This window comes from Flavobacterium sp. KBS0721, assembly GCF_002007065.3.
Classification (GTDB): domain Bacteria; phylum Bacteroidota; class Bacteroidia; order Flavobacteriales; family Flavobacteriaceae; genus Flavobacterium; species Flavobacterium piscis.
In genome coordinates this window covers 2,541,759-2,566,504 of sequence record NZ_CP042170.1, presented here as the reverse complement: position 1 = coordinate 2,566,504, position 24,746 = coordinate 2,541,759, and the positions used below count along the sequence as shown (strand labels likewise).

Sequence of the window (24,746 nt, the reverse complement as noted above, 5' to 3'; positions counted from 1 at the left end):
CGCAAAGCACACAAAGATCTTTCGCAAAGTTTTATTTCATATTATAATAAGTAGGCAAAGTTCTCAAAGCTCAATCAACGCAAAGCTATGTGAACTGTGGCTTCTTATAAAATAATAAAAAACTTTGCGAATCTCTGTGAAAAATCTCTGTGAAACTCTGTGGTAAAACTAAGCTCAAAGTAATAAACTAAAAACTCTTCCCTCATTTTGGATACAACTACACGAGATTTAGATACTTTATATCACTATTACTCGCGGATCTTTGCCTTATAATTTTCAAACTAAAAATTTAAAAGACAAGTTATGAGTATCAATACAATTAAATTAGGAAATCAAGGACTTATTGTTCCAAATATTGGTTTAGGCTGCATGGGAATGACTCAAATTGCAGGAATGGATATTTATGGCAAAGCCGATGAAAAAGAAGCCATTGCAACCATTCACAGATCACTTGAGTTAGGCGGAAATTTTCTGGACACAGCGGATTTATATGGGCCTTTATTGAATGAAAGATTAGTAGCAAAAGCCATAAGAAACAAACGTAATGATTATAGTATTGCTACAAAATTTGGTTATGAAATTGACGATAACGAGCAGCTTACCTGGAAATTTAATGGTAAAAAAGACTATGTGAAAAAAGCGGTAGAACGTTCTCTAAAAAACCTCGGAACTGATTATATCGATTTGTATTATTTGCACAGACTTGACCCAAATACCCCAATTGAAGAAACTGTACAGGCAATGGCCGATTTGGTAAAAGAAGGAAAAGTAGGTTACATTGGGTTATCTGAAGTTTCTTCGGACACCATTAAAAGAGCGCATCAAATTCATCCTTTGACTGCTGTACAAACAGAATATTCTTTATTTGAAAGAACTGCTGAGGAAACCGGTATTTTAGATACGTTAAACGAACTGGAAATTGGTTTTGTTGCCTATTCGCCACTCGGAAGAGGTTTTATTTCGGGAGATATAAAAAGTCCGGATGATTTTGATGATAGTGATTTCAGAAAAACAATTCCGCGTTTTCAGGGAGAACAATTTTATAAAAATATTGAATTGGTAAATGAAATTCAGAAAATGGCAATCGAAAAACAAATTACAGCTTCTCAATTGGCACTTTCATGGATTGCATCAAAAAATATTTTAGCCATTCCGGGAACGAAAAGAGTAAAATATGTAGAACAAAATATCGCCGCTGCACAAATGGTTCTTTCTGCAGACGAAATGAATCGTTTAGAAACGATTATTCCGCTTGGTACACCAACCGGCGACAGGTATGATGCTGCTAATATGGCTGGAATTGACCAATAATTGACTTAAACAAATCACTTTAGAAAAAGTTATCTTTACGGTAGCTTTTCCTGTTTTATATTGTTTTAATATATTGCTTTAAATACTTTGCTATGAAAAAAGAAGTTCATATTCCTTATACAATTCAATCCATATCAGAATTACATTCTTTACTTAAAATTCCAAAACCAGAACATCCATTAGTAAGTTTTGTAGATTTAAGTAAAATAACCTGCCATTTTGATGACAATCTAAAAAGTGTTATTTACAGTTTTTATACCGTTTGCATCAAAAAAGGTTTTACCGGAAAAATGAAATACGGACAGAATACCTATGACTTTGATGAAGGTGTCATGACTTTTATGTCACCGGGACAAGTAATTTCTACAGAAGTTAGTGTTGATACTGCCGTTTATGGGGCAATGCTGGTGATTCATCCTGATTTTATTCAAAACTATGCTTTGGCCAAAAACATAAAAGGTTACGGCTATTTTTCATATGCTGTTAGCGAAGCTTTGCATCTTTCTGATAAAGAGCAAATTATGATTACCGGAATCATGAAAAATATCGAACAGGAATATTGTTCTTCTATCGATGCTTTTAGTCAGGATGTAATGGTTTCACACATCGAACTGCTGCTTAATTATTGTAACCGTTTTTATAACCGCCAATTCATTACCCGAAAAAGTGTCAACAATACTCTTTTAAGTAAATTAGAAACGTTGTTATCTGATTATTTTGAAGGTGACAAAGTTCAGAAATTCGGATTACCAACAGTTGCTTATCTTTCAGACGAACTGCATGTTTCTCCAAATTATTTAAGTGATATGCTGCGTTCGTTAACAGGACAAAGTACACAGCATCATATTCACAATAAAATTATCGAAAAGGCAAAAGAATTACTGACAACAACTTCCTTAAGTGTGAGCGAAACGGCTTTTCAATTGGGTTTTGAGTATCCACAGTCTTTTAATAAATTATTCAAAAGTAAAACCAATGTTTCGCCTTTGGAATTCAGAAGTTCATTTAACTAAAGATTTAAGGTTTCAAGTTTACTGTTGTGTGAATGGTGAACTTAATTTTCTACCACAGAGATTCACAAAGGTTACGCAAAGTTTCACAAAGGAAAAAAAATTACTTTGTGAATCTCTGTGAAAAAACTTTGTGAATCTCTGTGGTAAAATCTAAATCAAATAAATCTGAAACTAATTTTTCAATCTTTCGTGAAGTATTTTAAAATATGGAAATGCCTTTAATAATCTACTTCCATGCCAGGAGAACATTTCTCCATCGACAAAGATTGTTTTGGCGTGATGTGTAAAGCGTCCAATTTCGAAAGCATCTTCTTCTTTAAAAGGATACGGTTCAGATGAAAGGAAAACAATATCGGGATCGCCTTCTATACGCATTTTTTTAAGCTCGATTTCAGGATAACGTCCTTTGTCTTCGTAGATATTCGAAAAATGATTCAGTTTTAATAATTCATTGATGTACGTATCTTTTCCGGCCACCATAAAAGGGTTCTTCCAAATAAAATAGGCGGCTTTTTGTATCGGAAGATCTGCAGTATATTTTTTGAAATCGCTTAAAGCGAAAGCCAGTTTATCATTCCATTTTTGAGATTCGGTTCGGCAATTAAAGAGTTGTCCGAAATCTGAAATCATCTGAAAATTATCTTCTACAGTAATAATATTCGTTACCCAAACCGGACAAATAGTACTTAATTGTTCGACAATTTCAGGTGTGTTTTCTTCTTTATTGCAAATAATAATATCAGGCTGCAATAATTTTATTTTCTCGAAATGAATTTTCTTCGTGCCGCCAACAATCTTTTTAGTCGATTTTAAATGATACGGATGTACACAAAACTTCGTGATGCCGATGATCTTTTCTTCTAAACCCAGATCGTATAGCAATTCGGTTTGAGAAGGTACTAACGAAATGATTCTTTTTGGAGTTTTCTCAAAAGAATGTAAAGTACCTAGCTGATCGAGGAATTCTTTCATGTTTCAGGTTATTTTTGTTTCAAGTTGTTGGATTGTGTTTTTCTACCACAGAGTTACACAAAGTTTTTCACAGAGTTTCGCAAAGTAAATAAAGTTTATATTCTTTGAACTTTGACTACTTATTAGACAGCAATTAAAAAATCTTTGCGAAACTTTGCGAAAAAAACTTTGCGCCCTTTGCGGTAAAACTTCTTTGCGAAACTCTGTGAAAAACTCCGTGTAACTCTGTGGTAAAATTATTCTCAAAGTAAAGCAACCTGAAACTTTAAACCCGAAACTTCAAGCTTAAAATCTCTTCCATTTCTTTTTGTACTGATAATGCTTCTTCCCTGGCCTTTTCAGCAAAGTCAGTTCCTTTCGAGGCGTAGATAATCGCTCTTGCAGAATTTACCAGTAATCCCACTTTATCGTTCATTCCGTATTTGCATACTTCAGACAAACTTCCGCCCTGAGCGCCAATTCCCGGAACTAATAAAAAACTATCCGGAACAATTTTTCTGATATCGGCAAAATATTCTGCTTTTGTCGCACCCACAACATACATTAAATTATGACTTTTTTTCCATGTTATAGAAGTCTCTAAAACTTGTTTGTATAATTCTTTTCCGTTGGTAGTTAAAGTCTGGAAATCGAAAGCACCCTCATTTGAAGTCAATGCTAACATGATTGTATGTTTGTTTTCGAAAGCCAAAAACGGCTCCACCGAATCTTTCCCCATATAAGGTGCAACGGTTACACTATCAAAATTCAAATCTTCAAAAAAAGCTTTCGCATACATGCTTGAAGTATTCCCAATATCGCCACGTTTTGCATCGGCAATAGTGAAGATTTCAGGAAAATTCTCATTGATATAATTGATTGTTTTTTGTAATGAAAGCCATCCTTTTATTCCGTATGCTTCAAAAAAAGCAGTATTGGGTTTGTATCCCACAGCCAAATCATGTGTAGCATCGATTATGGCTTTATTAAATTCGAAAATAGGATCTTCGGTTTCTAATAAATGCGGCGGAATTTTGGTTAGATCAGGATCTAGCCCCACGCATAAAAATGATTTTTTTAAAAGAATTTGTTCGTGTAGTTGTTGTGTTGTCATTCTTGTTTTTTTATTTCTTCTAAGACATCAAAAGTGATTCTTTTTTAGAAGTACGCAAAAATAAAAAAAGCCATTCAATTACGAATGTCTTTTTGGTTTTATATTCAGTTTAGGGGTATTAATTAACTAAGTAATACAATGTGTGTTTTTATGTTTATGCTCTTTCAGGCTGTTTATTTGTCAACAGTTTTTGTAGTACCAAATCCCTGCGATCTTAAAAATTAAAATTATTTTATTAGCACGATGGAAGCAAAACTAAATATAATTGACACAACATTGAATTCATGTAACATCTTGAACAAATTATGTAAGAAAAACCAAAAGCTTCTTATCTATTTTTGATAAACAACAATAAATCAAACAATTATGATCCCACATATCGGAATAACGCCAAAAAACTTAAAGAAAAGTACTTCTATATTAGCCACGATTTTATCTAACGAAATGACATTATATGTAAAAACCAGAAAGTTTCATTGGAACATTTCAGGGAATAGTTTTATGGAACTTCATAAATTGTTTGAGGATCAGTACCGAATTTTAGAAGCTAATATCGATGAAGTTGCAGAGCGCATTAGCCAGCTGGGAGAAAAAACGATTGGTACAATGAAAGAGTTTATCGATAACTCGACACTTAAAGAATCCCCAAAAGAATATGCTTCACAAAAACATATGCTTGAGGAACTGTTAGAAAACCACGAACAGTTGGTAACGGAGTTTAGAGATTATATTCCGGCTTTTGAAGAAGACAGTAATGATATCGGATCTGCTGATTTTGTTACAGGTTTGCTGCAACAACACGAAAAAATGGCATGGGTTTTACGCCGTTATCAAGTATAGAAAAATACAAAAATGTGAATTATGAAACGCTTTGCAAAATTGATATAACAAAAAAGCAAAACAAAATCAGGAAATTTACAATATTATAAATACAAAAAAAAAATATCATGAATACTACAGAGATAAAAGGAAACTGGAACGAGTTGAAAGGTAAATTGAAACAACAATATGCAGATCTAACAGATGATGATTTATTGTATGATGAAGGAAAAGAAGACGAAATGTACGGAAAACTTCAACAAAAATTAGGTAAAACAAAAGATGAGGTTAGAAAAATCATTGCTGATTTGTAAGATCTTCTAAATCAAGTATAAATACCGTCTAGTAAAACATATTAGACGGTATTTTTTTGAGAATTTTATTTAAATTTTTCACTGTTCGAAATCGCTATCAAGCATTAAACTCTATAACCAAAAATAAATTAATTATCTTTAACCAAATTTTTATAAAATGAAACTATTTATAAAGTTCGATATTAACACCATTTGCTCACTTTTTTTGAAACAAAACCTGGAAAAACAAAATGTAAATTTTACAACTTTGGGATTTGGCGAAATTGAAATTGCGGACAATCTTGATGCTGATGCGCTCGAATCTTTAAAAAATAATTTGTTGCCGTGTGGTTTTGAAGTTGTAGAAAATCAGAAAAGTGTTCTTGTTCAAAAAATAAAGGACGCTATAATTGAGCTTGTTTTTATGGAAGACAGCAATAATTATAAAAGTTCTGTGTTTTTAGCTGAGAAATTAAATCACAGCTACGGTTATTTGTCTAATGTTTTCTCAGAAGTAACATACTCTTCTATTGAAAACTTTATCATTTTACAAAAAATTGAAAGAGCAAAACAATTGATTATTATAAACGAAATGAGTTTAACCGAAATTGCTTTTTTACTCAACTACTCCAGTGTTGCCCATTTGAGTACACAGTTTAAAAACACAACCGGAATTACGCCATCGGCTTTTCAGAGAATAATTAAGAAACGTAGAGAAAATTTAAAATAAAACCCATAATACCATACTAAAATGCAAAAAAACGCATTATACATTTTATTGGCTGATGATGATGAAGATGATCGTCTTTTTTTTAAGGATGCTTTTGAAGAAATAAAAATTCAGACAAAAGTGGATTTTGTTCATGACGGAATGCAATTGATGGACCACTTAATGGATCCAGAAACCAAGTTGCCGGATATTTTATTTCTGGATTTGAACATGCCTAAAAAAACAGGTAAAGAATGTTTGATTGAAATCAAAAAAACAGAACATCTTAAAAATATTATTATTGCCATTTATTCTACTTCTTCATCTGAAGAAGATATAGAAGACACCTTTATTCAGGGAGCTAATATTTACATCAAAAAACCAAGTGATTTTAATACACTTAAAAAAATAATCAATGAAGTCGTGACAGTAAACTGGCATTACCATACATCAGGTTTAAACCGTGATAATTTCCTGCTTCGACTAAAATAATAGCATACCAATGAAATGGATACCAAATTTTAATTCTTCAAACTCATTGAGAGTTATTTTTGTAATCGCGGTTTTCATTCTGTTATTTCTTTCTTCTATTGCTTACAAACACAATCGGGATTTAGACGAATCCAGTAAAGTGGTAATGCATACGTATGAAATAAACATTCAATTAGAGCGATTAATGTCGGCAATTAAGGATGCCGAAACGGGACAGCGTGGCTATATCATAACACGAAATGCACGTTTTCTAACACCTTATATTTATTCGCGAGATAAAGTTAATACATCGTTTATTACCTTAAAAAAGCTTACTGCCGACAATCCGAAGCAGCAAAAAAATCTTGAAAAATTATTCAAACTAATTATTCAGCGTTTTGTTTCTTTCGAAAATTGCTTAAAATACAGCGATCCCAAAACATATGATAAGAGAAAACTCGACAATCATATGTTTGGTGGTCGAATCCTGATGGAGAACATTCGTTTTCAGGTAGACGAAATGAACGACATCGAGAAAAATTATCTGGCAAAAAGACTCAAAATTTATGCTGCCGAAATCTCCTTAAGTCCACTATTTTCTATTTCTTTATTTTTAGTAGCGCTAATTTTTATCTTATTAGCTTACAGACAAATTAGTCGTGATTTTGAGCGATTGAAAATTTACAATAAAAAACTTCTGATCTCAAGCGGATTAATGGCCGAATCTGAAAGTATTGGTAAATTTAGCACCTGGCAATGGGATCTGGATTCTAATAAAATAGATTACTCTGACAATCAGTTTCGTTTACTGGGTTTTGAACCCAATGCATTTGTTCCCGAAAGAGAAACTTTTCTTGAGTTTGTACATCCTGATGATAAAGCTACTGTAGCAAAATCGATGGACGGAATTGTCGAGAAAAAACAATTGCCTTTTGTATACTACAAAATCACAAGACCGGATTACGAAATACGTTATTTTAAATCTACCGGAAAATTACTGACCGATAAACAGGGAAGCAAAATTTTACTGGGAATTAATTTTGACATTACCGACGAACACCTATTAAATATAGAACTTCAGGAACGTAACAGAGAATTAGAAAAAAGCAATAAAGAGTTGGCCTCTTTTAACCACGTTGCGAGTCATGATTTACAGGAACCTTTAAGAAAAATTCAGACTTTTGTTTCGCGCATTCCGGAATCAGATAAAGCCTTAATGTCCGATAGTGCAAAAGCTTATATTTCTAAAATTGAAGTTTCCGCTAAAAGAATGCGTGTACTAATTGATGATTTACTTTTATTTTCGAGAACGAATACGACTAAAAAAGAATTCATAAAATTAAGTTTAAACGAACTGCTTGAAAATGCCGAATCCGAATTAGCCGAAATCATCGAGGAAAAAAATGCTGTTATTACAGTTTCGAAATTGCCTAAACTCGCTGTTATCCCCTATCAGATTGAGCAGCTTTTTATAAACCTGATCGGAAATTCATTAAAATACAGTCAGCCCGATACTGTTCCCGAAATCAAGATTGAAAGCGAGAAAGTAAACTCAAGCGATTATCCTGATTTATTAGAACCTAATATTAAGAAGTTCTATAAAATTACTTTTACAGATAACGGAATGGGATTTGACCCTCAGTTCAAAGAAACGATTTTTGTTTTATTTCAGCGTCTGCATTCTAAAACAGATTATCCCGGAACCGGAATTGGTTTAGCCATATGCAAAAAAATTGTCGACAATCACAAAGGCCACATCATAGCCGACAGTACTCCTAATAAAGGTTCTGTTTTCACGGTATTTCTTCCTGAATAATTTGCAGCTTTTAAAAAAGTTTACAGTCGCAGTAACAGTTTACAGTTAATATACAACTGAAAACTAAACATAATTAATCAGAATGAGAATACTAAGACTGAAGACCAAGACTGAGAATGAGACTGAACAATTAGACTGAACAATGAGACTGAGACTGAGACTGAGACTGAGACTGTAAACTGAGACGAAATCTGTAAGAAAACAAATTACATCAATCACATACCTAAATAAAAAAAAGAAACCACAAAATAACTGTGGTTTCTTTTTTTTTGCGGTAAACTTTAATTAATAAACCCCTGAAAATTAAAGGATAAAACACCCGTAAAAACCGATTATGGGAATTATATAAAGATTCTTTTTTATGCTGTAAAGCAAAATGTTTGTTTCGTTAGCATCTTTGTAATGTAATACTTTATGAAGTAATAATGAAAGCAGCGCACCAACTAAAAGCTACAATTTTTAGACTAATATTTTTATTGACAATTATAATTTGCATCACGTCATGCAAGAAAAATAATCCGATAGAAACTTCACTGAAAAATGAAACTTTTAGTAAAACAGAAAAAGAAGAAATTGAAGCCTTTTTTTTTATTGCGACTGCCAATGTAACAAAATCAATTATTTCAAAAAGTCAAATTGCACAACAAAAAAGTTCAGATTCTACCTTACAGGAGTGGAGTAGAAAAATAGAAATTAATCAGAATCAATTGTTGCAGGATGTTTCTAAAATGGCCAATAAAAAGCTCATTATTATTACAGAAATTAATGCCACACACAATAAATTAGATTTATACGAACTGATTGATGCCAGTAATACCAATTTTAATAAAGCTTATATCAATTCTGTTTCAGAATCATTAAAAGAGCAAATTGGATTGTTTGAATCTATTTCGAAGCAAACAAATGACAAAGCGATATTAAAATTAGTACTGCAATATTTACCTGAACAATATCAAATCCTACGCGAAATGCAGAGGATCAACAATGAGATTAATTAAATGCCTATATATCTATTATTATTATTAAAAATTGAGACCTAAATTATTTTACAACTAAATTATTTTAACTATGAAAATGCAATCAAATTTTTTATGCGCCTTAACACTTTTTTTAACAGCTTCTTTTGGAATGCTACATGCTCAGGACACTAATGTAACTACCGAGTTTGGTGTAAAGGGAGGATTCAACATGTCTAACTTTTTATCAGATAATGATGAAGCAACAGACGAAAATATATTGTACGGTTTTAACGCCGGAGTTTATGCAACATTACCAATATCTGATTTTGTCGCTATTCAACCAGAGATCTTGTTTACTACAAGAGGTTCAAAATTAGAATACAACAGTGATATAGCTTCAGGAGATGCAAAATTTAAATTGAACTATATCGAAGTTCCTTTATTAGTAAGAGTAAATATTACTAAAAACTTTAACCTTCAGGCAGGTGGATATGCTTCTTACTTAGTAAGTTCGAAATTAACAGGAGATGGATCTGCTGAATTTGATCAGGATATTGACACAGATGACTTAAACAAATTTGATGCAGGTATTGTAGCAGGTGTTGGAGTTGACTTTAGTCCAGTAAGTATTGGTCTTCGTTACAACTATGGTTTAACAACTATTGGTAAAGAAAGAACTGTTTTAGGACAAACTTATACATTCCCAGACGCTAAAAACAGCAACTTTTCATTATACTTATCGTATAAATTAAACTAGAAAAAAAACATTTATTAACCCCTTAATATAAAAACCATGTCAAATTTATTATATACAATCGCGGTAATTCTGGTTATTCTTTGGGCTCTAGGGTTCTTTGTTTATAGCTTAGGAAGTATCATCCATATATTATTGGTAATTGCCATTATCGCAATACTATTCAGACTTATCAAAGGTCGTGAAGTTTAAAAATCAACATTATAAAAAATTATTTTAATCACTAAATCAAACATTATGAAAACGAGTAACACATTATTAGGAATTTTAGGAGCTGCAGCTGCAGGAGCATTTATAGGTGTATTATTTGCACCGGACAAAGGGTCTAACACAAGAAAAAAAATCAAAGATAAATCGAAAGATTACGGAGATAATTTAAAAACAAAATTTGACGGAGTTGTAAGCACTATTACTTCAAACGGTAAAGATATTATCGAAGAAGGAAAAGCAAAATTCAACCAGGCAAAAGAAGACTTCAACACTATCAAAGATGAAGCAAAAAGTGTAAAAACGAACTACTAAAGAGTGAAATTTTTAAACCATAAATACCCTATATCATGGAATCAAATGCAACAACAGAGGAGAACTTAAATCTTTATGAAAAAGCTGAAAACTATACCAAAACAAGCTTAGAATTAATTAAGCTTAAAACGGTAGCAGCGGTAGCAGATGTTTTATCGACATTAACATCAAGAATAGCAGTTGGAGCTGTTGTTGCATTTTTTACCTTGTTCCTGAATATAGGGATTAGTTTATGGCTTGGTAAAGTACTTGGGGAGTATTATTACGGTTTTTTTATCGTAGCCCTTTTTTACCTTATTGTAGCGATCCTGATGCATACTTTACAGCATAAGATCATAAAAACACCTATTGGAAATATGATTATTTCCAGTATTTTAAAAGAAACTAAAAAGGATGATACAAAAGCTGATTTTAATTAATTAATAACTAAAAAAGACTGTTATGGAAACTATTTATACTATTGATGGATTAAATCAGACGATCCAGGAATTAGAAATTCGACAGGACGCCGAGTGGTGTTCTATTAAAGATGAAATAGAAGAAATTAAGCACAATTTAAAACCGCTTAATCTAATCAGGAATACCGTAGAGGAAATTAACGAAACGGTAGGTTTCAAAAGCAATCTGGCTCAATCTGCCATAAGCATCGGGATAGGTTATCTGGCAAAACGTTTTGTAGTAGGTAAAAGCACTTCGATGTTCAAAGGCATTATGGGATCATTATTACAACTGGTCGTAACTAATTTAGTTTCAAAACCACATCATGATTCTCCAAACGAGGAATCATCACAACAAGAATCATCAAGAGAGTAATTGTCTAACTCAAATTTATGTATTATGGAAAAGTTAAGCGAAATAGTATTAAAAAATGGTGTGTACGTTTACTCAAATCTATATAAATGTTTTGAATATACAAGAGTATTTCTAGGTATCTAACTTGCTTTATACGTTTTATAAACAAACGGTTAAACAGTTAATATCCTTCACTATATATTTTAAGGTTCTGAGGGACTAAGTCTCTAAGCTACTAAGGTTTTCTTTGCAAGTTTATGATAAGACTTAATTCTGAATCCAAAAAGAGACTGTCTCAAACATGAGACAGTCTCTTTTTTTTAGGTTCTGCGGGTCTAAGTCTCTAAGTTGCTAAGGTTTTCTTTGCAAACTTATGATAAGACTTAATTCTGAACCAAAAAAGCCCCTGTTTCACATTAGTACAACTGGGGCTTTTTGTTTTTACTATATTTCAACTAATTGCGAGGTTATCCTTGAAAGGAATGCAGAATATAATCATGATAATTTATTGCTACAATCATTGCGATTACATCTATTGCGTTCCAGTGGTTGAAACCACTGGCTATATTTTATCTTATGGTCAAAAAAAAATCCTGTTTCACTACTTGTGAAACAGGATTTTTTTATATTGCTATAGAATGACAAAAACCTTTGTCCCTTTGCACCTCTGAGCCTTTGCACCTAAAAACTAAGAACCTCAGCACTTCAGAATATTAGCAGCTTAGAAAACCTCCGAAGCTTCTTTCAGTTTCTCCATATTGTTTACCAATTGTAACTCGGCAACAATTTTCTGAATGTCACCATTCATGATATTTCCTAAATCGTATAAAGTCAAACCAACTCTGTGATCTGTTACACGACCTTGTGCATAGTTGTAAGTACGAATCTTAGCAGATCTGTCACCAGAACTCACCTGAGAAGTACGTTTTGTAGCATCTTCAGCTTCTTTCTTAGCCAATTCTTGTTCGTACAAACGAGAACGTAAAACGTTTAGCGCTTTATCCTTGTTTTTATGCTGTGATTTCTGATCCTGACATTGCGCCACCAATCCTGTTGGAATGTGCGTTAAACGTACCGCAGATTTCGTTGTATTAACCGATTGTCCTCCAGGTCCAGATGAACAGAAGAAATCCACACGAACATCGTTCATATCAATTTGTACATCAAATTCTTCTGCTTCCGGTAAAACCATCACTGTTGCAGCAGATGTATGCACACGACCTTGCGTTTCTGTCTGAGGAACACGTTGTACACGGTGTACTCCGGCTTCAAACTTCAAAGTTCCGTACACATCTTCTCCTGATACCTCAAAAATAACCTCTTTGAAACCACCCGAAGTTCCTTCGTTCATATCTACTACAGAAGTTCTCCAACCCTGGTTCTCACAATATTTAGTATACATTCTGAACAAATCACCTGCAAAAATACTCGCTTCATCCCCACCCGTTCCGGCACGAATCTCGACCATCACGTTTTTAGCATCTTCAGGATCTTTAGGGATCAACATAAACTTGATTTCTTCCTCAAGTTCAGGCAATCTTTCTTTTGCTTCATCTAGTTGCATTTTGGCCATTTCAACCATATCTGCATCACTTCCATCAGCAATAATTTCGTTTGCCTCATCTATATTAGCCATCACAAGTACATATTCATCACGCTTTTCAGCCAATGCTTTCAGGTTTTTGTACTCCTGATTCAATTGCACATAACGTTTCTGATCAGAAATAACATCCGGCTGGATAATCAAATCCGAAATCTCGTCGAAACGTTGTTTTACTATTTGAAGTCTATCTAACATTTTCTAATTCCTTTTATTGGAGTGCAAATTTACGAAATTTTTGTTGAAAATTCTAGTATTGATTTTTTGTGTTTTTTGAAGGGAAAATTTGGTGGGATTATATTGGTTTTTTGGATCCCGATAACTATCGGGACTGTCTATTCGTTATATCTTTTTAGGAGCTATTTCCTGCTATCCGTTACAATCTTTTGTGCCGAACCCCGGCACAAAAGGATTTTCACTACTATCAGGGCTAGGGGTTTTGGTTTCATAAGAGAATTATAGTTTCTTCTACTATAAATTACCCTCTTAATGATTTAGACCAAAGTAAGATCACTTAATTCATCTGCCAGTTTGTGCAGACCTTTAGAAATCTGCAGCATTTTGTCGCTGGATAAAGTGGCTAATCCTTTCGTATATTGGCGGAATAAACTTTGATTTATTTCTGCATAATGTTCTGCAAAAGCTGACTTATTGATGACACTAAAATAATCAAAAACCTGCTCCAGATCTATTTGATAACTAATATTAAAATCAGCAATTTTTACCTTTTCTCCTTGTTCTTGCAGATATTCTACATGATATTGAAGAACTTCATTAAAATTTGCTTTTATGTCGGATATATTATTCCCGACTGTAGCCAATCCATCAATTTCTTTTGCATAAGCTGAAAAACCTGTAGCAGTTTTTTCAATAATAACCGAAATTACCCTTTGTTCTGTATTCATAATCTTCTGAATTTTTGCATTAAAAATGAATGTTAGTATAAATTTATAACAATTTTGTTATATAACAAAATCGTTACAAACCAAGTTTATTTAGCTCTTTATGGTTTTCCGTAAAATCATTCAATTAAGGGGATTTACTTTTATAAAAAAATCAGGTGTTTTTACTTGGTGATTAATTTAAATTAAAGACGATGTTTGTTTTTACAAAAATTTAATTATCGAACTAATTTTAAAAAATAATATGTACGAAAGTTTAACAAAAAAATACAAAGATCAAAGTCCTAGGAAATACTTTGCACATTTTCCATTTAATGGAGAAGAAGGACAAACTTGGGAAACACCATTTTCTTACTTATCAAAAATGACAAGAAATCACGAAGAATGGAATTTTAAGACAGAAGAATTTAGAAATAAATATCCAAATCAAAATTATCCTATTCTTACAAACTATTTGAATTATACATTTTTAAGAGTTGTAGAACAAAATAAAATTATTTATTCAAAAGAAAAAGACAAGTGTTGCTTTAACACTGGACTCCAAACTAAAAGGGGTAAAGATATTTTCGCAACTTTTTTCAAAAATGGTCAAGCAAAAGGTAGAAATCAATGCGATTGGACATTTTATGCATTTATCGATAGCTATTCAGAAAAAATGCAGTTTTATTCTCCTACACCTGAAATAGCAACATATATTGATGACGCAAATGATTTGGTTTTTGATACAAAGCTAGAAATTGATACAAATTTGACACATATAGTTGAACAAAATATTAACAGGTTTCCATCAATTCTACAAGGAAATGCAAAGATGGCGGAGAACATTATACTTGGCTCAATTCAAGCCTTGAAAGAAAAAGTCAAACGAAATTATAAAATTGCTATACCTCATTGGTATGAGGGAAAAATACAATTATTATTACCACTTGTATTGACAAATGAGGAAGACTTAGCAGAACTTGCTTTCGTCATAGATAAAGACAAACAACGTAATATTTATAGGGGTAAGACAATTTTGACTATGGATATGGCATACATAGACGCTAGATTAATCACAAAACCAGATGACGACTGGTTAACTCCATAAAAGATATATTATATCGTAGTTTGGGGATATTATATTATTTAGTATTAAAAAACATATTTATATAAATATCTTCTACATCACACATAGCCTATAACCCCAAAAAAACAATAAATGAGACTTTTAAGTAAATTAGAAACAAACATTTGCGATAGAATATTAAAAAATAGTGGATCAAATAACTTTTTAGCTAATATTATAGATAGCGACTTAAAAGGAGTTTGTATAATAGTAAATAGAAGTCCCAGAAGTGCTTCTTTAGATTTTACAATTAGAAATCAGGCACCAACACCTTCTGAAAGCGAATACATTATAAATAAAACGGAGGAATTATCTTTATTCATTCTACAAGTTGTTAATCTCATTAAAATGCTTGAAAAAGATGGATATATTTTATTATTAGAAAGAGGTTCTAATGGCATGGTATCAAATAAATTTGGAAGTTGTGTATCAAATTTACCATCTGTTGGCTATAATTTTAATGACCAAAATGTAATCGATTTACTTTGTGAATACACCAATAAGGAAATTTATTCAACAGAGGAGTTTAAACGCTTTTGTGAAAATGGATATGTACCGCGAGATGAACAAAGATTTAAAAGACAAATTTTAATTACACAAATAGCACTTGGTGTTGCAATTTTTGCATTAATATTTAACTTAATTATAAATATAAAAGATAAACCTACGCAAAAAGTTGAAATTGAAAAAAATCAATACGAAGCAATTCAAAGTTCAATTAAAAATATTAAATAAACTTTAGTATTACGATTGAAATTCCATATCACGGATTTACAATCTTTACTCGCAAAGATTAGAAATGATCTAACATTGAAACTAGAAAAATACAATCCAATCTTTGTTGGCATAGATTGTTAATCCGATGTATCGGACTTATTTTTGAAATGATTATTTTTAATCAGTTTTTTCGGTATTAATTTATATATTTGATTAAAACAAATCCATACATCTTTCATATATCTACCAAAGAATCTAAGACTATTTATGATTATCATACAAAAACTAGTTGTGTTTAATTAACGAAAATATGGAGTCAATAGAAAAATCCGATAATTTACAGTTTCACTATTTTTTCAAAGACGATAGCCACTCTATCAATTCTATTGTAAGAAATGAATGCGAAAAAGAAATAATATATATCTTCAAAGAAATTTCAGAAACTCTAGGACTTGAACTTGAATTAGAAACACTACCTACCGAAGAAGGAGGTTTTAAGGAAACTTGGAAGTTTTTAGGCAAAAACTCAGCTCAAATCAGTTTAATTGTAGCAATTTCAGCAATAATCATATCAAGATTTCCAGTTGAAAATAAGGAACTAACTAAGCTTCAAATTGAAAATCTAAAATTAGATAATGAATTAAAAAGAAAAGAACTTGAAAAACTAAATTTAGATTTTCTACAGGATAATAATGAAATAAGTCAAGAAACTATCAAAGATTCTGTTGAGCTTGTAAATAAAAATTACAAAGTTTCATGGCGTAAATCAAATCTCTATAAAAAATTAAATAATTATCAAAAAGTAGATTCTATTGAAGTTCTAAGATATCAAGATAAAAAACCTGTTGGTAGTTCAAGAACAGTATTAAAGAATGAATTTTATAAATTCATTTTACAAAGTGATGAGCTTCCTAAACTTGAAATAGAAAATGCTAAAATTGACGTAATTTCTCCTGCTATTAAACGCGGTAAGTTCCGATGGAAAGGATTTTATGATAACAATATTATTAATTTCCTTATGAATGATTTCGATTTTAATAATAAAGTATTAAACGGTCATATACATTTTTCAAATCGATATTCAATAGAAGTTGAAATGAGTCAGGAAAGAAAGATTAATCAAGATGGGAATGTAATAGTCACTAATACAACGGTGGAAAAAGTAAAAGCATCAATAGAAGGTGAAAATAGAATCGAATACTAAAATAGACAAGCACAACAAATAATTTACTTAAATGTCGCCCCTGCTGGCGCGAGCGTGCCGCTCGTGAACGCAAGCCATGCAAATAACAAAAACCCATATGGCGCAGATATATCTTCACGTTCGATAGCGCGGATTTGCAATCCGTGCCCGCAACATTAAGAAATAATACAAATATTCAAACAGAAAATCAATCTTTTGAGTTAAATAAATTTTATAATAAAAAGAAACAATGAATGAATTCTCTAATGCAGTTTGTGAAAAAATTAGATATTACGTATATATATTAAAAGATCCCAGAACATCAAACACTTTTTATATTGGAAAAGGATTAGGAAATAGAGTTTTCCAACATGTTGCAGGTGCTTTAGTAAGTCCGCAAATCAATGATAAATTAAATATCATAAGAGATATTCATGATTCAGGCAATAAAGTTGAACACTATATTTTACGACATGATTTAACAGAAACGCAAGCATTAGAAATTGAAAGTGCATGTATAGATTTACTTGGACTTGAAAATTTGGCAAACATTGTTAAAGGTCACAATACTTGGGAACGTGGTTTAAAATCTATAGCTGAAATAAATCAACTATATGATGCTAAAACTATTACAATATTAGAGCCAACAATCATAATAACTGTAAATCGTTATTATGAAAGATTTATGTCTTCAGAAAAATTATATAAAATAACTCGCTCTGCCTGGAAAGTTGCAAATCACAGAAGATTAAAAGTAAAATACGCAATTGCTTCTTATAAAGGAATTGTTAGAGAAGTTTATAAGATTGAAAGTTGGAATTTAAAAGTCGACGAAAACCGTTGGGAATTTACTGGCTCAATTGCAGAATCTGAAATTCGAGAAAAATATATTAATCAATCTCTTGATAATTACATTAAGAAAGGAAGTCAAAATCCAATAAAATATACATTTTAGAACAAAAAAATAGATGTGAGTACACAGTCGAGAGGTTAACATAAAACAGTTTAATAAATAGTTTCAAACTAAATGATCAATTGAAAAATACACCAACTCATGAAGAAATTTACGAAAAATTATCTTCTCTTTTTAATATAAAATTTAAAGCACAATTACAGAATAGTCCAATATTTTTTAAAAATTTTTTACAAATAAAAAATGTTGTTTTAGGGAATGAAAATTATGTCATTCTATTTGAAAGTGAGAAAGAAATTTTAAAATTTAAAGATAGAGAAGAATTCATTAATAGTTTTATCAGCTTCATAGACATCAAAATGAGTGAGTTAAATAAAGAATTTGAAGATCTACAAAATTTTGAGAAAATGTCTATGGGAATTAAGTATGATGAAAATGAAGTTTATATGCGTCACGAAACTATTGGACATGGGACAATGAAATTAGATCAGATACGAAATAAATTATTAAGTTTAAAATAAAATCTAATTGCCTGCTACCCCGCTGGCGCGAGTGTCCCGCTCGTGAACACAAGCCATGCAAATAACAAAACTATAAAAACTATAAGTGCACGAGCGGGACGCTCGCGCTAGCCGAAGAACACAAAACAAAAAACTCAATCATTACGCTAATCCTAAACAAGAATTCATACAAATGGATTTTTTACAAATAATAGTGGGTCGAATTTTATTAGAGTATTTAGGAGCATCAGTTAGGTTTCTGTATGTAAACTTAAGATGTTTACTAAACGACGATGACTTTACAACATTTTCAGGTATATGGTCACCAACGGGCAGTAACAAAAAGAAGGAAGGAAACAGCTCTTTAAATCATATGATTGGAGTTATATTCTTGGGAGCACTTATACTTCTCTTAATTATTTTTAATACGTAAGATTGATAGCAATGGAAAATCTTATAATGCATCAGACTCCAAACAAATCTTATGCAAATCATCCAACAATTCCATTTCCTGATCAGGTAAAAGTTGCAATGCAATTTCAAGCAAAGTCACTACATTAATATCTGTATCTGACTCAAAAACGGCCAAACTTCGGGCTTCCTTATTCATTAAAACGATACTTGATTTCAGAAGATCAGAAACCATTAGATTAAGTTCGTTATAACCGGAAACCTTTACCGTTACACTAAACGAATTATCACTTCTATTTTCTGATTTTAGCTTGTCGAATTTATTAATTCTATTCATTGATTCTAAAAATTCCTTGACTTGTTTTGTATGTTGTCTTTCCATGATTGAATTGGACTTTTTTATAATTAAAAAACAAAAATAAGAAATAATCGGTTATAAACAACCGATTATATTCAATCATACAAAAACAATCTATTACTTGTAATTTCATCTCCATGAATAAAACAAGAAAAAGTGAAATTCCAGAAGTTGTAATACAATTAGGAATTAAGATAAAAGAGACAATCGAAGCAAATCAACTCAAACAAAGAGAGGTTGCTCATGATGCAGAATTGGATGTAGAAAATTTACGAAAATACATCAAGGGTACTCAGGAAATGAAAATAAGTACTTTGTTCAAAATTGCTAAATCTTTAAAAATAAATCCTGGTGATTTAATTAAAGATTTATAAACTCAATCTTTAATTATCAATCGGGTAAATGAAAAACATGATAAAGAAACTGAACTGGAAATACCAAGACAAAAATTTAAAAAATAAGTTTTTAAAACTCTTAGTAAGTTGTAGTGGTGTTGTGCTAATTAGTTACTTATTTAACTCTCGCAATTTTGATAAAGCTAATTTTGTATTCTCAATAATCTTCGGAATCATAATTTGGGTTATTTTATTAATTCAAAGAAAAATTTAAGATCTTCTACTAAAACTTCTAATCTATTTTCAAACCAATGAAACAAATACTTACCACTTTACTTTTAATTTTCAACATAACTCTATTCGCACAATCGAACAATTTTGCTGGCGATTATACACGTTCACTTGGTGAAAAAGGAAAACATATCATAGAATATAAACTGACCTTAAATCAGGACGGAACATTCGAATTTCATTCGTATTCGAAAATGCAGGGCGGAAGTCCACCGGAAGTTAATAAATACGGAAAAGGAAAATGGAGCGCAAAAGACAATATAATTACTTTTTCTTCTAAAAAAAGTGAAGATTTTGACGAGAAATACACTTTAGATTTTAATAAGTCAACAGCGAGATTCATAACCAAAAATCCAAGAGATAAAAGTGACAAAATCGTGAAGACTAAACTTCAATTTTTAGAATCAGGAATTTTCTGGATGGAAAGAATTGATATTTTTAAAGTATAAAATAGAAGACTTAAATATAAAAAAGCCACAAGAAAATATTTTTGTGGCTTTTTTTATAATTAGAAAAAATCAATCTTTGTGGAAACGGATAACTCAAATTGTAAGATTAAATGAATATTAGAAAGTTAAAAATTCAGCCAGACGAAAACTTTGACAATTTTAGAATTAGTCTTTTGAAAGCATTAAATTTATTTGATTATAACAAAAACTGTTTATTAGATTTTGAAGACAGAATTGACAACTATTTTAAAAGAAATAAAACACTTCAAGTTGAAATTGAAATTGATGTTACTAAACTATCTGACAAGATTTACGATAACAAATTCTGGAATTTAAAAGATTACAAACAAGAAATGCCGGAAAATTATCCCATCAACGGATCCAATATGGAAACTCAGAATTACGTTAATACGATTATTGTTGATGATAAATTTCGTGAGAATCAAGAAAAAATAAAAAAGGAAACGGAACTGCTGGTAGATTCTATTCTGGCCGAACTGAAAAAATTGAACACAAAAGAAAATATTGAAATTAAGTTAACAGGAGAAAAATTTAAAATCGAATCTTCAAAACCCAAACAACATTTTGAAATCCTCGATGGATTAAGAGGAATAGCCGCTGTGGCTATTGTGATTTTTCATTTTATGGAAATTGTTCATCCGCCCAGCGAGAATTTTATTGCGCATGGTTTTCTTGCGGTTGACTTTTTCTTCTGTCTATCGGGATTTGTTATTGCCTACGCCTACCATGACCGAATTACCAAAATGAAACTGACTGACTTTTTTAAATTAAGATTAATCAGATTGCATCCTTTGGTTGTTTTTGGTTCTGTTTTGGGTTTAGTGGCTTTTCTTTTTGATCCGTTTGGCGGTCATCCTGAAACCTACGAAACCGGCCAACTAATTCTGATTTTTTTAGCTTCGGTTTTTCTGATTCCTTTTCCGGTTATGGCAGATCGTTACTTCAATATATTTGGTTTAAATGCGCCGGGCTGGTCCTTGTTTTGGGAATATGTGGCAAATATTCTCTATGCGCTATTCCTTTACAAACTCAGCCGTCGTTCTCTATTTGTATTAACCATTTTGGCTGGAGCGGGAATTTGTTTCGTCAGTCAGCGTGCGGGAGGCTCTTTAATGGGCGGATGGAACGGAGAAACTTTTTGGGATGGTTTTGGTCGTATTTCGTATTCGTTTTTAGCAGGAATGCTCATTTACCGCTCGAACTGGATTATTAAATCGAAATTAGGATTTATTGCCTTATCAGTATTACTGCTTTTAGCCTTCGTATTGCCTTTTTCAGATTTCAATTGGCTTACAGAACCTTTGGTAGTTTTATTGTATTTCCCTTTATTGATTGTATTAGGAGCCGGAGCAACACTAAAACCGGGATTCAAAAAACTGTGTATCTTCTTCGGAAAAATATCTTATCCCCTATACATGACGCATTATGCAGCCATGTGGATATTCGCGAACTATTACACCAAATACAAACCCGAAACACCTCAATTGACGGTTATTATCATTACAGGAACAATTTTTCTAGTTAGTATCGCTTATTTAACGATGGTTTTTTATGATATTCCAATTAGAAAATATCTTACGGATAGGAGAAAGAAATAATCTCGCAATCCTGATCGCTATCGGAAGTAAAAATTTTATTTATAGCCACTGATTAAAAGGATTGAAATGATTTTTTTATTTCACGCAGATTTATTTTGATTATATAATCTGCGACCATCTGCTTAAATCTTTATAAATCTGCGTGAAACAAAAAACTTTGCGACTCTGCGTCTTTGCGTGATTTAATTTAGGTATTGTTAATCTTAACGCTAAGAATCTCGCGTAAAAACGCAAAGTTCCAAAATTTAGCAGAAAAAACTTTATAATTCTGCTCCTGATAGTTATTGGGATTGTGAAATTAAAAAATAAAAAACTTCGAGCCTTAGCGTCTTAGTGGCAAAAAATTTCGATACCAAATTCTAAATCCCTAATTTCGCTTTTTAAACAAGGAAGGAGAAAAATGAAGGTATGCATTGCAGAAAAACCAAGTGTAGCACGCGAAATCGCATCCGTTTTGGGAGCCAATACCAAGCACGATGGATATTTTGAAGGAAACGGTTATGCCGTAACCTACACTTTTGGGCATTTATGTACTTTAAAAGAACCCAACGATTACAAACCACACTGGAAAAGCTGGGATTTGAACAACTTACCTATGCTTCCGGAGAAATTCGAAACCAAAGTTGTCGAGAATTCAGGAATTCAAAAACAGTTTAAAATTGTAAAAAGCTTATTCGACAAAGCCGAGTTGGTCATCAACTGCGGGGATGCCGGGCAGGAAGGAGAACTGATTCAGCGTTGGGTCATGAACGAAGCCAACTACAAAGGCGAAGTACAACGTTTATGGATTTCGTCCTTAACAACCGAAGCAATAAAAGAAGGTTTCGAAAACTTAAAACCCTCTGAAAACTACGATAATTTATTCTACGCCGGATTCTCCAGAGCCATTGGTGACTGGTTATTGGGTATGAATGCGACACGTTTGTACACCGTAAAACATGGCGGATACAAACAAGTCTTGTCTATTGGACGCGTACAAACGCCAACATTGGCAATGGTTGTAGACCGTTGGAAAGAAATCGAAAACTTTAAACCTCAACCCTATTGGGAATTACAGACTTTATACAGAGAAACCCTTTTTAGTTATGAAGAAGGCCGTTTCCTGAAAAAAGAAGACGGAGAGCTTTTGGCCAATAAAGTCAAAGAAAGTGATTTCGAAATTGTTTCTGTCGATAAAAAGAACGGAAACGAGTTTGCTCCTAAACTATTTGATTTAACGGGTTTACAAGTATATTGCAATACCAAGTTTGGATTTTCGGCAGATGAAACGCTTAAAATTGTTCAAACATTGTACGAACAAAAAGTAGTCACTTATCCCAGAGTTGATACCACATTTTTACCCAATGATATATACCCGAAAGTACCGGGAATTCTGCAAAAATTATCAAAATACGCCGAATTAACGCAACCACTTTTAGGCAAAAAAATAAAAAAATCGCCTAAGGTTTTCAACGATAAAAAAGTTACGGATCACCACGCGATTATTCCAACCGGAATAGAAAGCAATTTGCAATACAATCAGCAGCAAGTCTATGATATTATTACAAGACGTTTTATTGCGGTTTTTTATGATGATTGTCTCGTTGCCAATACCACAGTAATTGGAAAAGCAGCCGAAGTGATGTTTAAAACAACCGGAAAAGTGATCTTAAAAAAAGGTTTTCGAGTTGTTTTTGAAGACCCGAATGCAAAAGAAAAAGAAGCTGATTTATTACCAAATTTTGTTGTGGGCGAAAAAGGCCCGCATGAACCGTCGTTTTTAGAAAAGGAAACCAAACCACCCAATCAGTTTACCGAGGCAACTTTACTGCGTGCGATGGAGACGGCAGGAAAACAAGTCGATGACGAGGATTTACGAGAACTGATGAAAGAAAATGGTATTGGCCGTCCGTCTACACGGGCGAATATTATCGAAACGCTTTTTAAACGTCAATATATTGTTCGAAACAAAAAACAAGTTTTACCAACTCCTACGGGGATTCAGCTTATTGATACGATTCAGAATGAATTGATCAAATCGGCAGAACTTACAGGTTCCTGGGAAAAGCAGTTGAAAGATATCGAAAAAGGCACTTATACGGCCGGAGCATTCATCAAAAATATGAAACGAATGGTCGAGGCTTTGGTTACCGAAGTTCGAAGTGAGACCCGACACGCCAATATTTCGCATGCAACTGCAACTCAAAAAGAAGTGGTGAAAGTCGAGAAAAAGAAAGCCGCCGGAATTTTGGCAGAAACGTGTCCGAAATGTCAGAAAGCGACTTTAATAAAAGGAAAATCGGCTTACGGATGCGGGAATTATAAAGCAGGTTGTGATTTTTTATTGCCTAATGTTTTTGCAGAGAAAAAAATATCCGAAAATCAATATTTAAGATTGGTTCAAAAAGGATCAACCGTAAACATAAAAGGCTTTAAAACTGAGGAAGGTACAGTTGAAGGTTTGATACGTTTTGAAGAAAATTACAAACTAAAATTGGAAGTCAAAAAAACGGCACCAAAAGCAAAACCAACATCAACAGCTGATTCTGATGCCTTGACTTGCCCAAAATGCAAAAAAGGAACCATCATGAAAGGAAAAACCGCTTATGGTTGTGGCGATTATAAACTGGGCTGTGATTTTAAAGTAACTTTTGATGATGTCAGAGCAAAACTAAAAGATCAAAAACCGACTAAAGAACTGGTGTATGCTATTTTAGGCGAAAGTGTTTAATTTTTTTTTGCCACAGATTAAAGGATTAAAATGATTTTTTACAAAGTTTTCTAACCACAAATTAGCGCTAATTTTTTTCACGCAGATTTGAAAAGATTTAAGCAGATACTCGCAGATTTACATCATTCA

General features: G+C 32.2%; 27 protein-coding genes. 22 read left to right on the top strand and 5 right to left on the bottom strand.

Annotation, left to right across the window (positions count from 1 at the left end; all coding sequences use genetic code 11):
- Positions 1-303 precede the first annotated feature (303 nt).
- Both B0M43_RS11285 and B0M43_RS11280 read left to right on the top strand, forming a co-directional pair.
- A complete protein-coding gene (locus B0M43_RS11285) occupies positions 304-1,311 on the top strand; it encodes an aldo/keto reductase (protein WP_078008280.1) in 1,008 nt (335 codons plus the stop codon).
- Positions 1,312-1,403: 92 nt separating this feature from the next.
- Positions 1,404-2,324: an AraC family transcriptional regulator gene (locus B0M43_RS11280; protein WP_078008281.1), complete on the top strand. Its 921-nt coding sequence runs from the start codon at positions 1,404-1,406 to the stop codon at positions 2,322-2,324.
- A 171-nt stretch (positions 2,325-2,495) separates the two neighbouring features.
- Here B0M43_RS11280 and B0M43_RS11275 read toward each other — a convergent pair whose 3' ends face one another.
- Positions 2,496-3,296 carry an ABC transporter substrate-binding protein gene (locus B0M43_RS11275; RefSeq protein WP_078008282.1) on the bottom strand — a complete coding sequence of 267 codons (801 nt, stop codon included), beginning with the start codon at positions 3,294-3,296 and terminating at the stop codon, positions 2,496-2,498.
- Positions 3,297-3,561: 265 nt separating this feature from the next.
- On the bottom strand, positions 3,562-4,389 hold the full coding sequence (gene pyrF / locus B0M43_RS11270) for an orotidine-5'-phosphate decarboxylase (RefSeq protein ID WP_078008283.1): 828 nt from the start codon (positions 4,387-4,389) through the stop codon (positions 3,562-3,564).
- A 366-nt stretch (positions 4,390-4,755) separates the two neighbouring features.
- Here pyrF and B0M43_RS11265 point away from each other — a divergent pair, with 366 nt between their 5' ends.
- From B0M43_RS11265 to B0M43_RS11215, 11 genes are all read left to right on the top strand, one after another.
- On the top strand, positions 4,756-5,229 hold the full coding sequence (locus tag B0M43_RS11265) for a Dps family protein (RefSeq protein ID WP_078008284.1): 474 nt from the start codon (positions 4,756-4,758) through the stop codon (positions 5,227-5,229).
- Between the two features lie 107 nt (positions 5,230-5,336).
- Complete coding sequence (locus B0M43_RS11260; RefSeq protein WP_055098382.1) at positions 5,337-5,522, top strand: CsbD family protein; 186 nt, start codon at positions 5,337-5,339, stop codon at positions 5,520-5,522.
- Positions 5,523-5,679: 157 nt separating this feature from the next.
- Positions 5,680-6,231 carry an AraC family transcriptional regulator gene (locus tag B0M43_RS11255; RefSeq protein WP_065449329.1) on the top strand — a complete coding sequence of 184 codons (552 nt, stop codon included), beginning with the start codon at positions 5,680-5,682 and terminating at the stop codon, positions 6,229-6,231.
- A gap of 21 nt (positions 6,232-6,252) precedes the next feature.
- Positions 6,253-6,702: a response regulator gene (locus B0M43_RS11250; RefSeq protein WP_055098384.1), complete on the top strand. Its 450-nt coding sequence runs from the start codon at positions 6,253-6,255 to the stop codon at positions 6,700-6,702.
- 10 nt (positions 6,703-6,712) lie between these two features.
- A complete protein-coding gene (locus B0M43_RS11245) occupies positions 6,713-8,497 on the top strand; it encodes a sensor histidine kinase (protein WP_065449328.1) in 1,785 nt (594 codons plus the stop codon).
- 425 nt (positions 8,498-8,922) lie between these two features.
- Positions 8,923-9,495: a DUF4142 domain-containing protein gene (locus B0M43_RS11240; protein ID WP_065449327.1), complete on the top strand. Its 573-nt coding sequence runs from the start codon at positions 8,923-8,925 to the stop codon at positions 9,493-9,495.
- A 70-nt stretch (positions 9,496-9,565) separates the two neighbouring features.
- Positions 9,566-10,213: a porin family protein gene (locus B0M43_RS11235; RefSeq protein WP_078008285.1), complete on the top strand. Its 648-nt coding sequence runs from the start codon at positions 9,566-9,568 to the stop codon at positions 10,211-10,213.
- A 36-nt stretch (positions 10,214-10,249) separates the two neighbouring features.
- A complete protein-coding gene (locus tag B0M43_RS11230; RefSeq protein ID WP_109746162.1) occupies positions 10,250-10,402 on the top strand; it encodes a lmo0937 family membrane protein in 153 nt (50 codons plus the stop codon).
- A 45-nt stretch (positions 10,403-10,447) separates the two neighbouring features.
- Positions 10,448-10,732: a YtxH domain-containing protein gene (locus B0M43_RS11225; RefSeq protein WP_065449325.1), complete on the top strand. Its 285-nt coding sequence runs from the start codon at positions 10,448-10,450 to the stop codon at positions 10,730-10,732.
- Between the two features lie 35 nt (positions 10,733-10,767).
- Positions 10,768-11,151, top strand: coding sequence for a hypothetical protein (locus B0M43_RS11220; protein WP_065449324.1), 384 nt, complete (start codon positions 10,768-10,770; stop codon positions 11,149-11,151).
- 22 nt (positions 11,152-11,173) lie between these two features.
- The gene (locus tag B0M43_RS11215) at positions 11,174-11,545 is read left to right on the top strand and encodes a hypothetical protein (RefSeq protein WP_065449323.1); all 372 of its coding nucleotides are present in this window, start codon (positions 11,174-11,176) and stop codon (positions 11,543-11,545) included.
- Positions 11,546-12,245: 700 nt separating this feature from the next.
- On the opposite strand, the gene prfA is transcribed toward B0M43_RS11215, so the two are convergent.
- Both prfA and B0M43_RS11205 read right to left on the bottom strand, forming a co-directional pair.
- Entirely contained in the window at positions 12,246-13,322 is a 1,077-nt protein-coding gene (gene prfA, locus B0M43_RS11210; protein ID WP_065449322.1) for a peptide chain release factor 1, read from the bottom strand.
- A 296-nt stretch (positions 13,323-13,618) separates the two neighbouring features.
- Entirely contained in the window at positions 13,619-14,029 is a 411-nt protein-coding gene (locus B0M43_RS11205; RefSeq protein WP_078008286.1) for a type II toxin-antitoxin system HicB family antitoxin, read from the bottom strand.
- 241 nt (positions 14,030-14,270) lie between these two features.
- On the opposite strand from B0M43_RS11205, the gene B0M43_RS11200 reads away from it, so the two are divergent.
- The 5 genes from B0M43_RS11200 (at position 14,271) to B0M43_RS11180 (ending at position 18,465) form a co-directional block, all read left to right on the top strand.
- Positions 14,271-15,113 (top strand): DUF3825 domain-containing protein, encoded by an 843-nt coding sequence (locus tag B0M43_RS11200; protein WP_078008287.1) that lies wholly within the window; start codon positions 14,271-14,273, stop codon positions 15,111-15,113.
- Between the two features lie 111 nt (positions 15,114-15,224).
- Positions 15,225-15,866 carry a hypothetical protein gene (locus tag B0M43_RS11195; RefSeq protein ID WP_078008288.1) on the top strand — a complete coding sequence of 214 codons (642 nt, stop codon included), beginning with the start codon at positions 15,225-15,227 and terminating at the stop codon, positions 15,864-15,866.
- Positions 15,867-16,158: 292 nt separating this feature from the next.
- Complete coding sequence (locus B0M43_RS11190; RefSeq protein WP_078008289.1) at positions 16,159-17,052, top strand: hypothetical protein; 894 nt, start codon at positions 16,159-16,161, stop codon at positions 17,050-17,052.
- Positions 17,053-17,281: 229 nt separating this feature from the next.
- Complete coding sequence (locus B0M43_RS11185; RefSeq protein ID WP_078008290.1) at positions 17,282-17,986, top strand: hypothetical protein; 705 nt, start codon at positions 17,282-17,284, stop codon at positions 17,984-17,986.
- An 80-nt stretch (positions 17,987-18,066) separates the two neighbouring features.
- Positions 18,067-18,465 carry a hypothetical protein gene (locus tag B0M43_RS11180; RefSeq protein WP_078008291.1) on the top strand — a complete coding sequence of 133 codons (399 nt, stop codon included), beginning with the start codon at positions 18,067-18,069 and terminating at the stop codon, positions 18,463-18,465.
- A gap of 433 nt (positions 18,466-18,898) precedes the next feature.
- On the opposite strand, the gene B0M43_RS11175 is transcribed toward B0M43_RS11180, so the two are convergent.
- Positions 18,899-19,237: a hypothetical protein gene (locus B0M43_RS11175; RefSeq protein ID WP_078008292.1), complete on the bottom strand. Its 339-nt coding sequence runs from the start codon at positions 19,235-19,237 to the stop codon at positions 18,899-18,901.
- A 113-nt stretch (positions 19,238-19,350) separates the two neighbouring features.
- Here B0M43_RS11175 and B0M43_RS11170 point away from each other — a divergent pair, with 113 nt between their 5' ends.
- The 4 genes from B0M43_RS11170 (at position 19,351) to B0M43_RS11155 (ending at position 24,617) form a co-directional block, all read left to right on the top strand.
- Positions 19,351-19,587: a helix-turn-helix domain-containing protein gene (locus B0M43_RS11170; protein WP_078008293.1), complete on the top strand. Its 237-nt coding sequence runs from the start codon at positions 19,351-19,353 to the stop codon at positions 19,585-19,587.
- A gap of 272 nt (positions 19,588-19,859) precedes the next feature.
- Positions 19,860-20,288, top strand: a complete 429-nt coding sequence (locus B0M43_RS11165; protein WP_078008295.1) for a copper resistance protein NlpE N-terminal domain-containing protein — start codon at positions 19,860-19,862, stop codon at positions 20,286-20,288.
- Positions 20,289-20,398: 110 nt separating this feature from the next.
- Positions 20,399-21,907 carry an acyltransferase gene (locus B0M43_RS11160; RefSeq protein ID WP_246860222.1) on the top strand — a complete coding sequence of 503 codons (1,509 nt, stop codon included), beginning with the start codon at positions 20,399-20,401 and terminating at the stop codon, positions 21,905-21,907.
- Positions 21,908-22,307: 400 nt separating this feature from the next.
- Positions 22,308-24,617 carry a type IA DNA topoisomerase gene (locus B0M43_RS11155; protein WP_078008296.1) on the top strand — a complete coding sequence of 770 codons (2,310 nt, stop codon included), beginning with the start codon at positions 22,308-22,310 and terminating at the stop codon, positions 24,615-24,617.
- Positions 24,618-24,746: the final 129 nt, after the last annotated feature.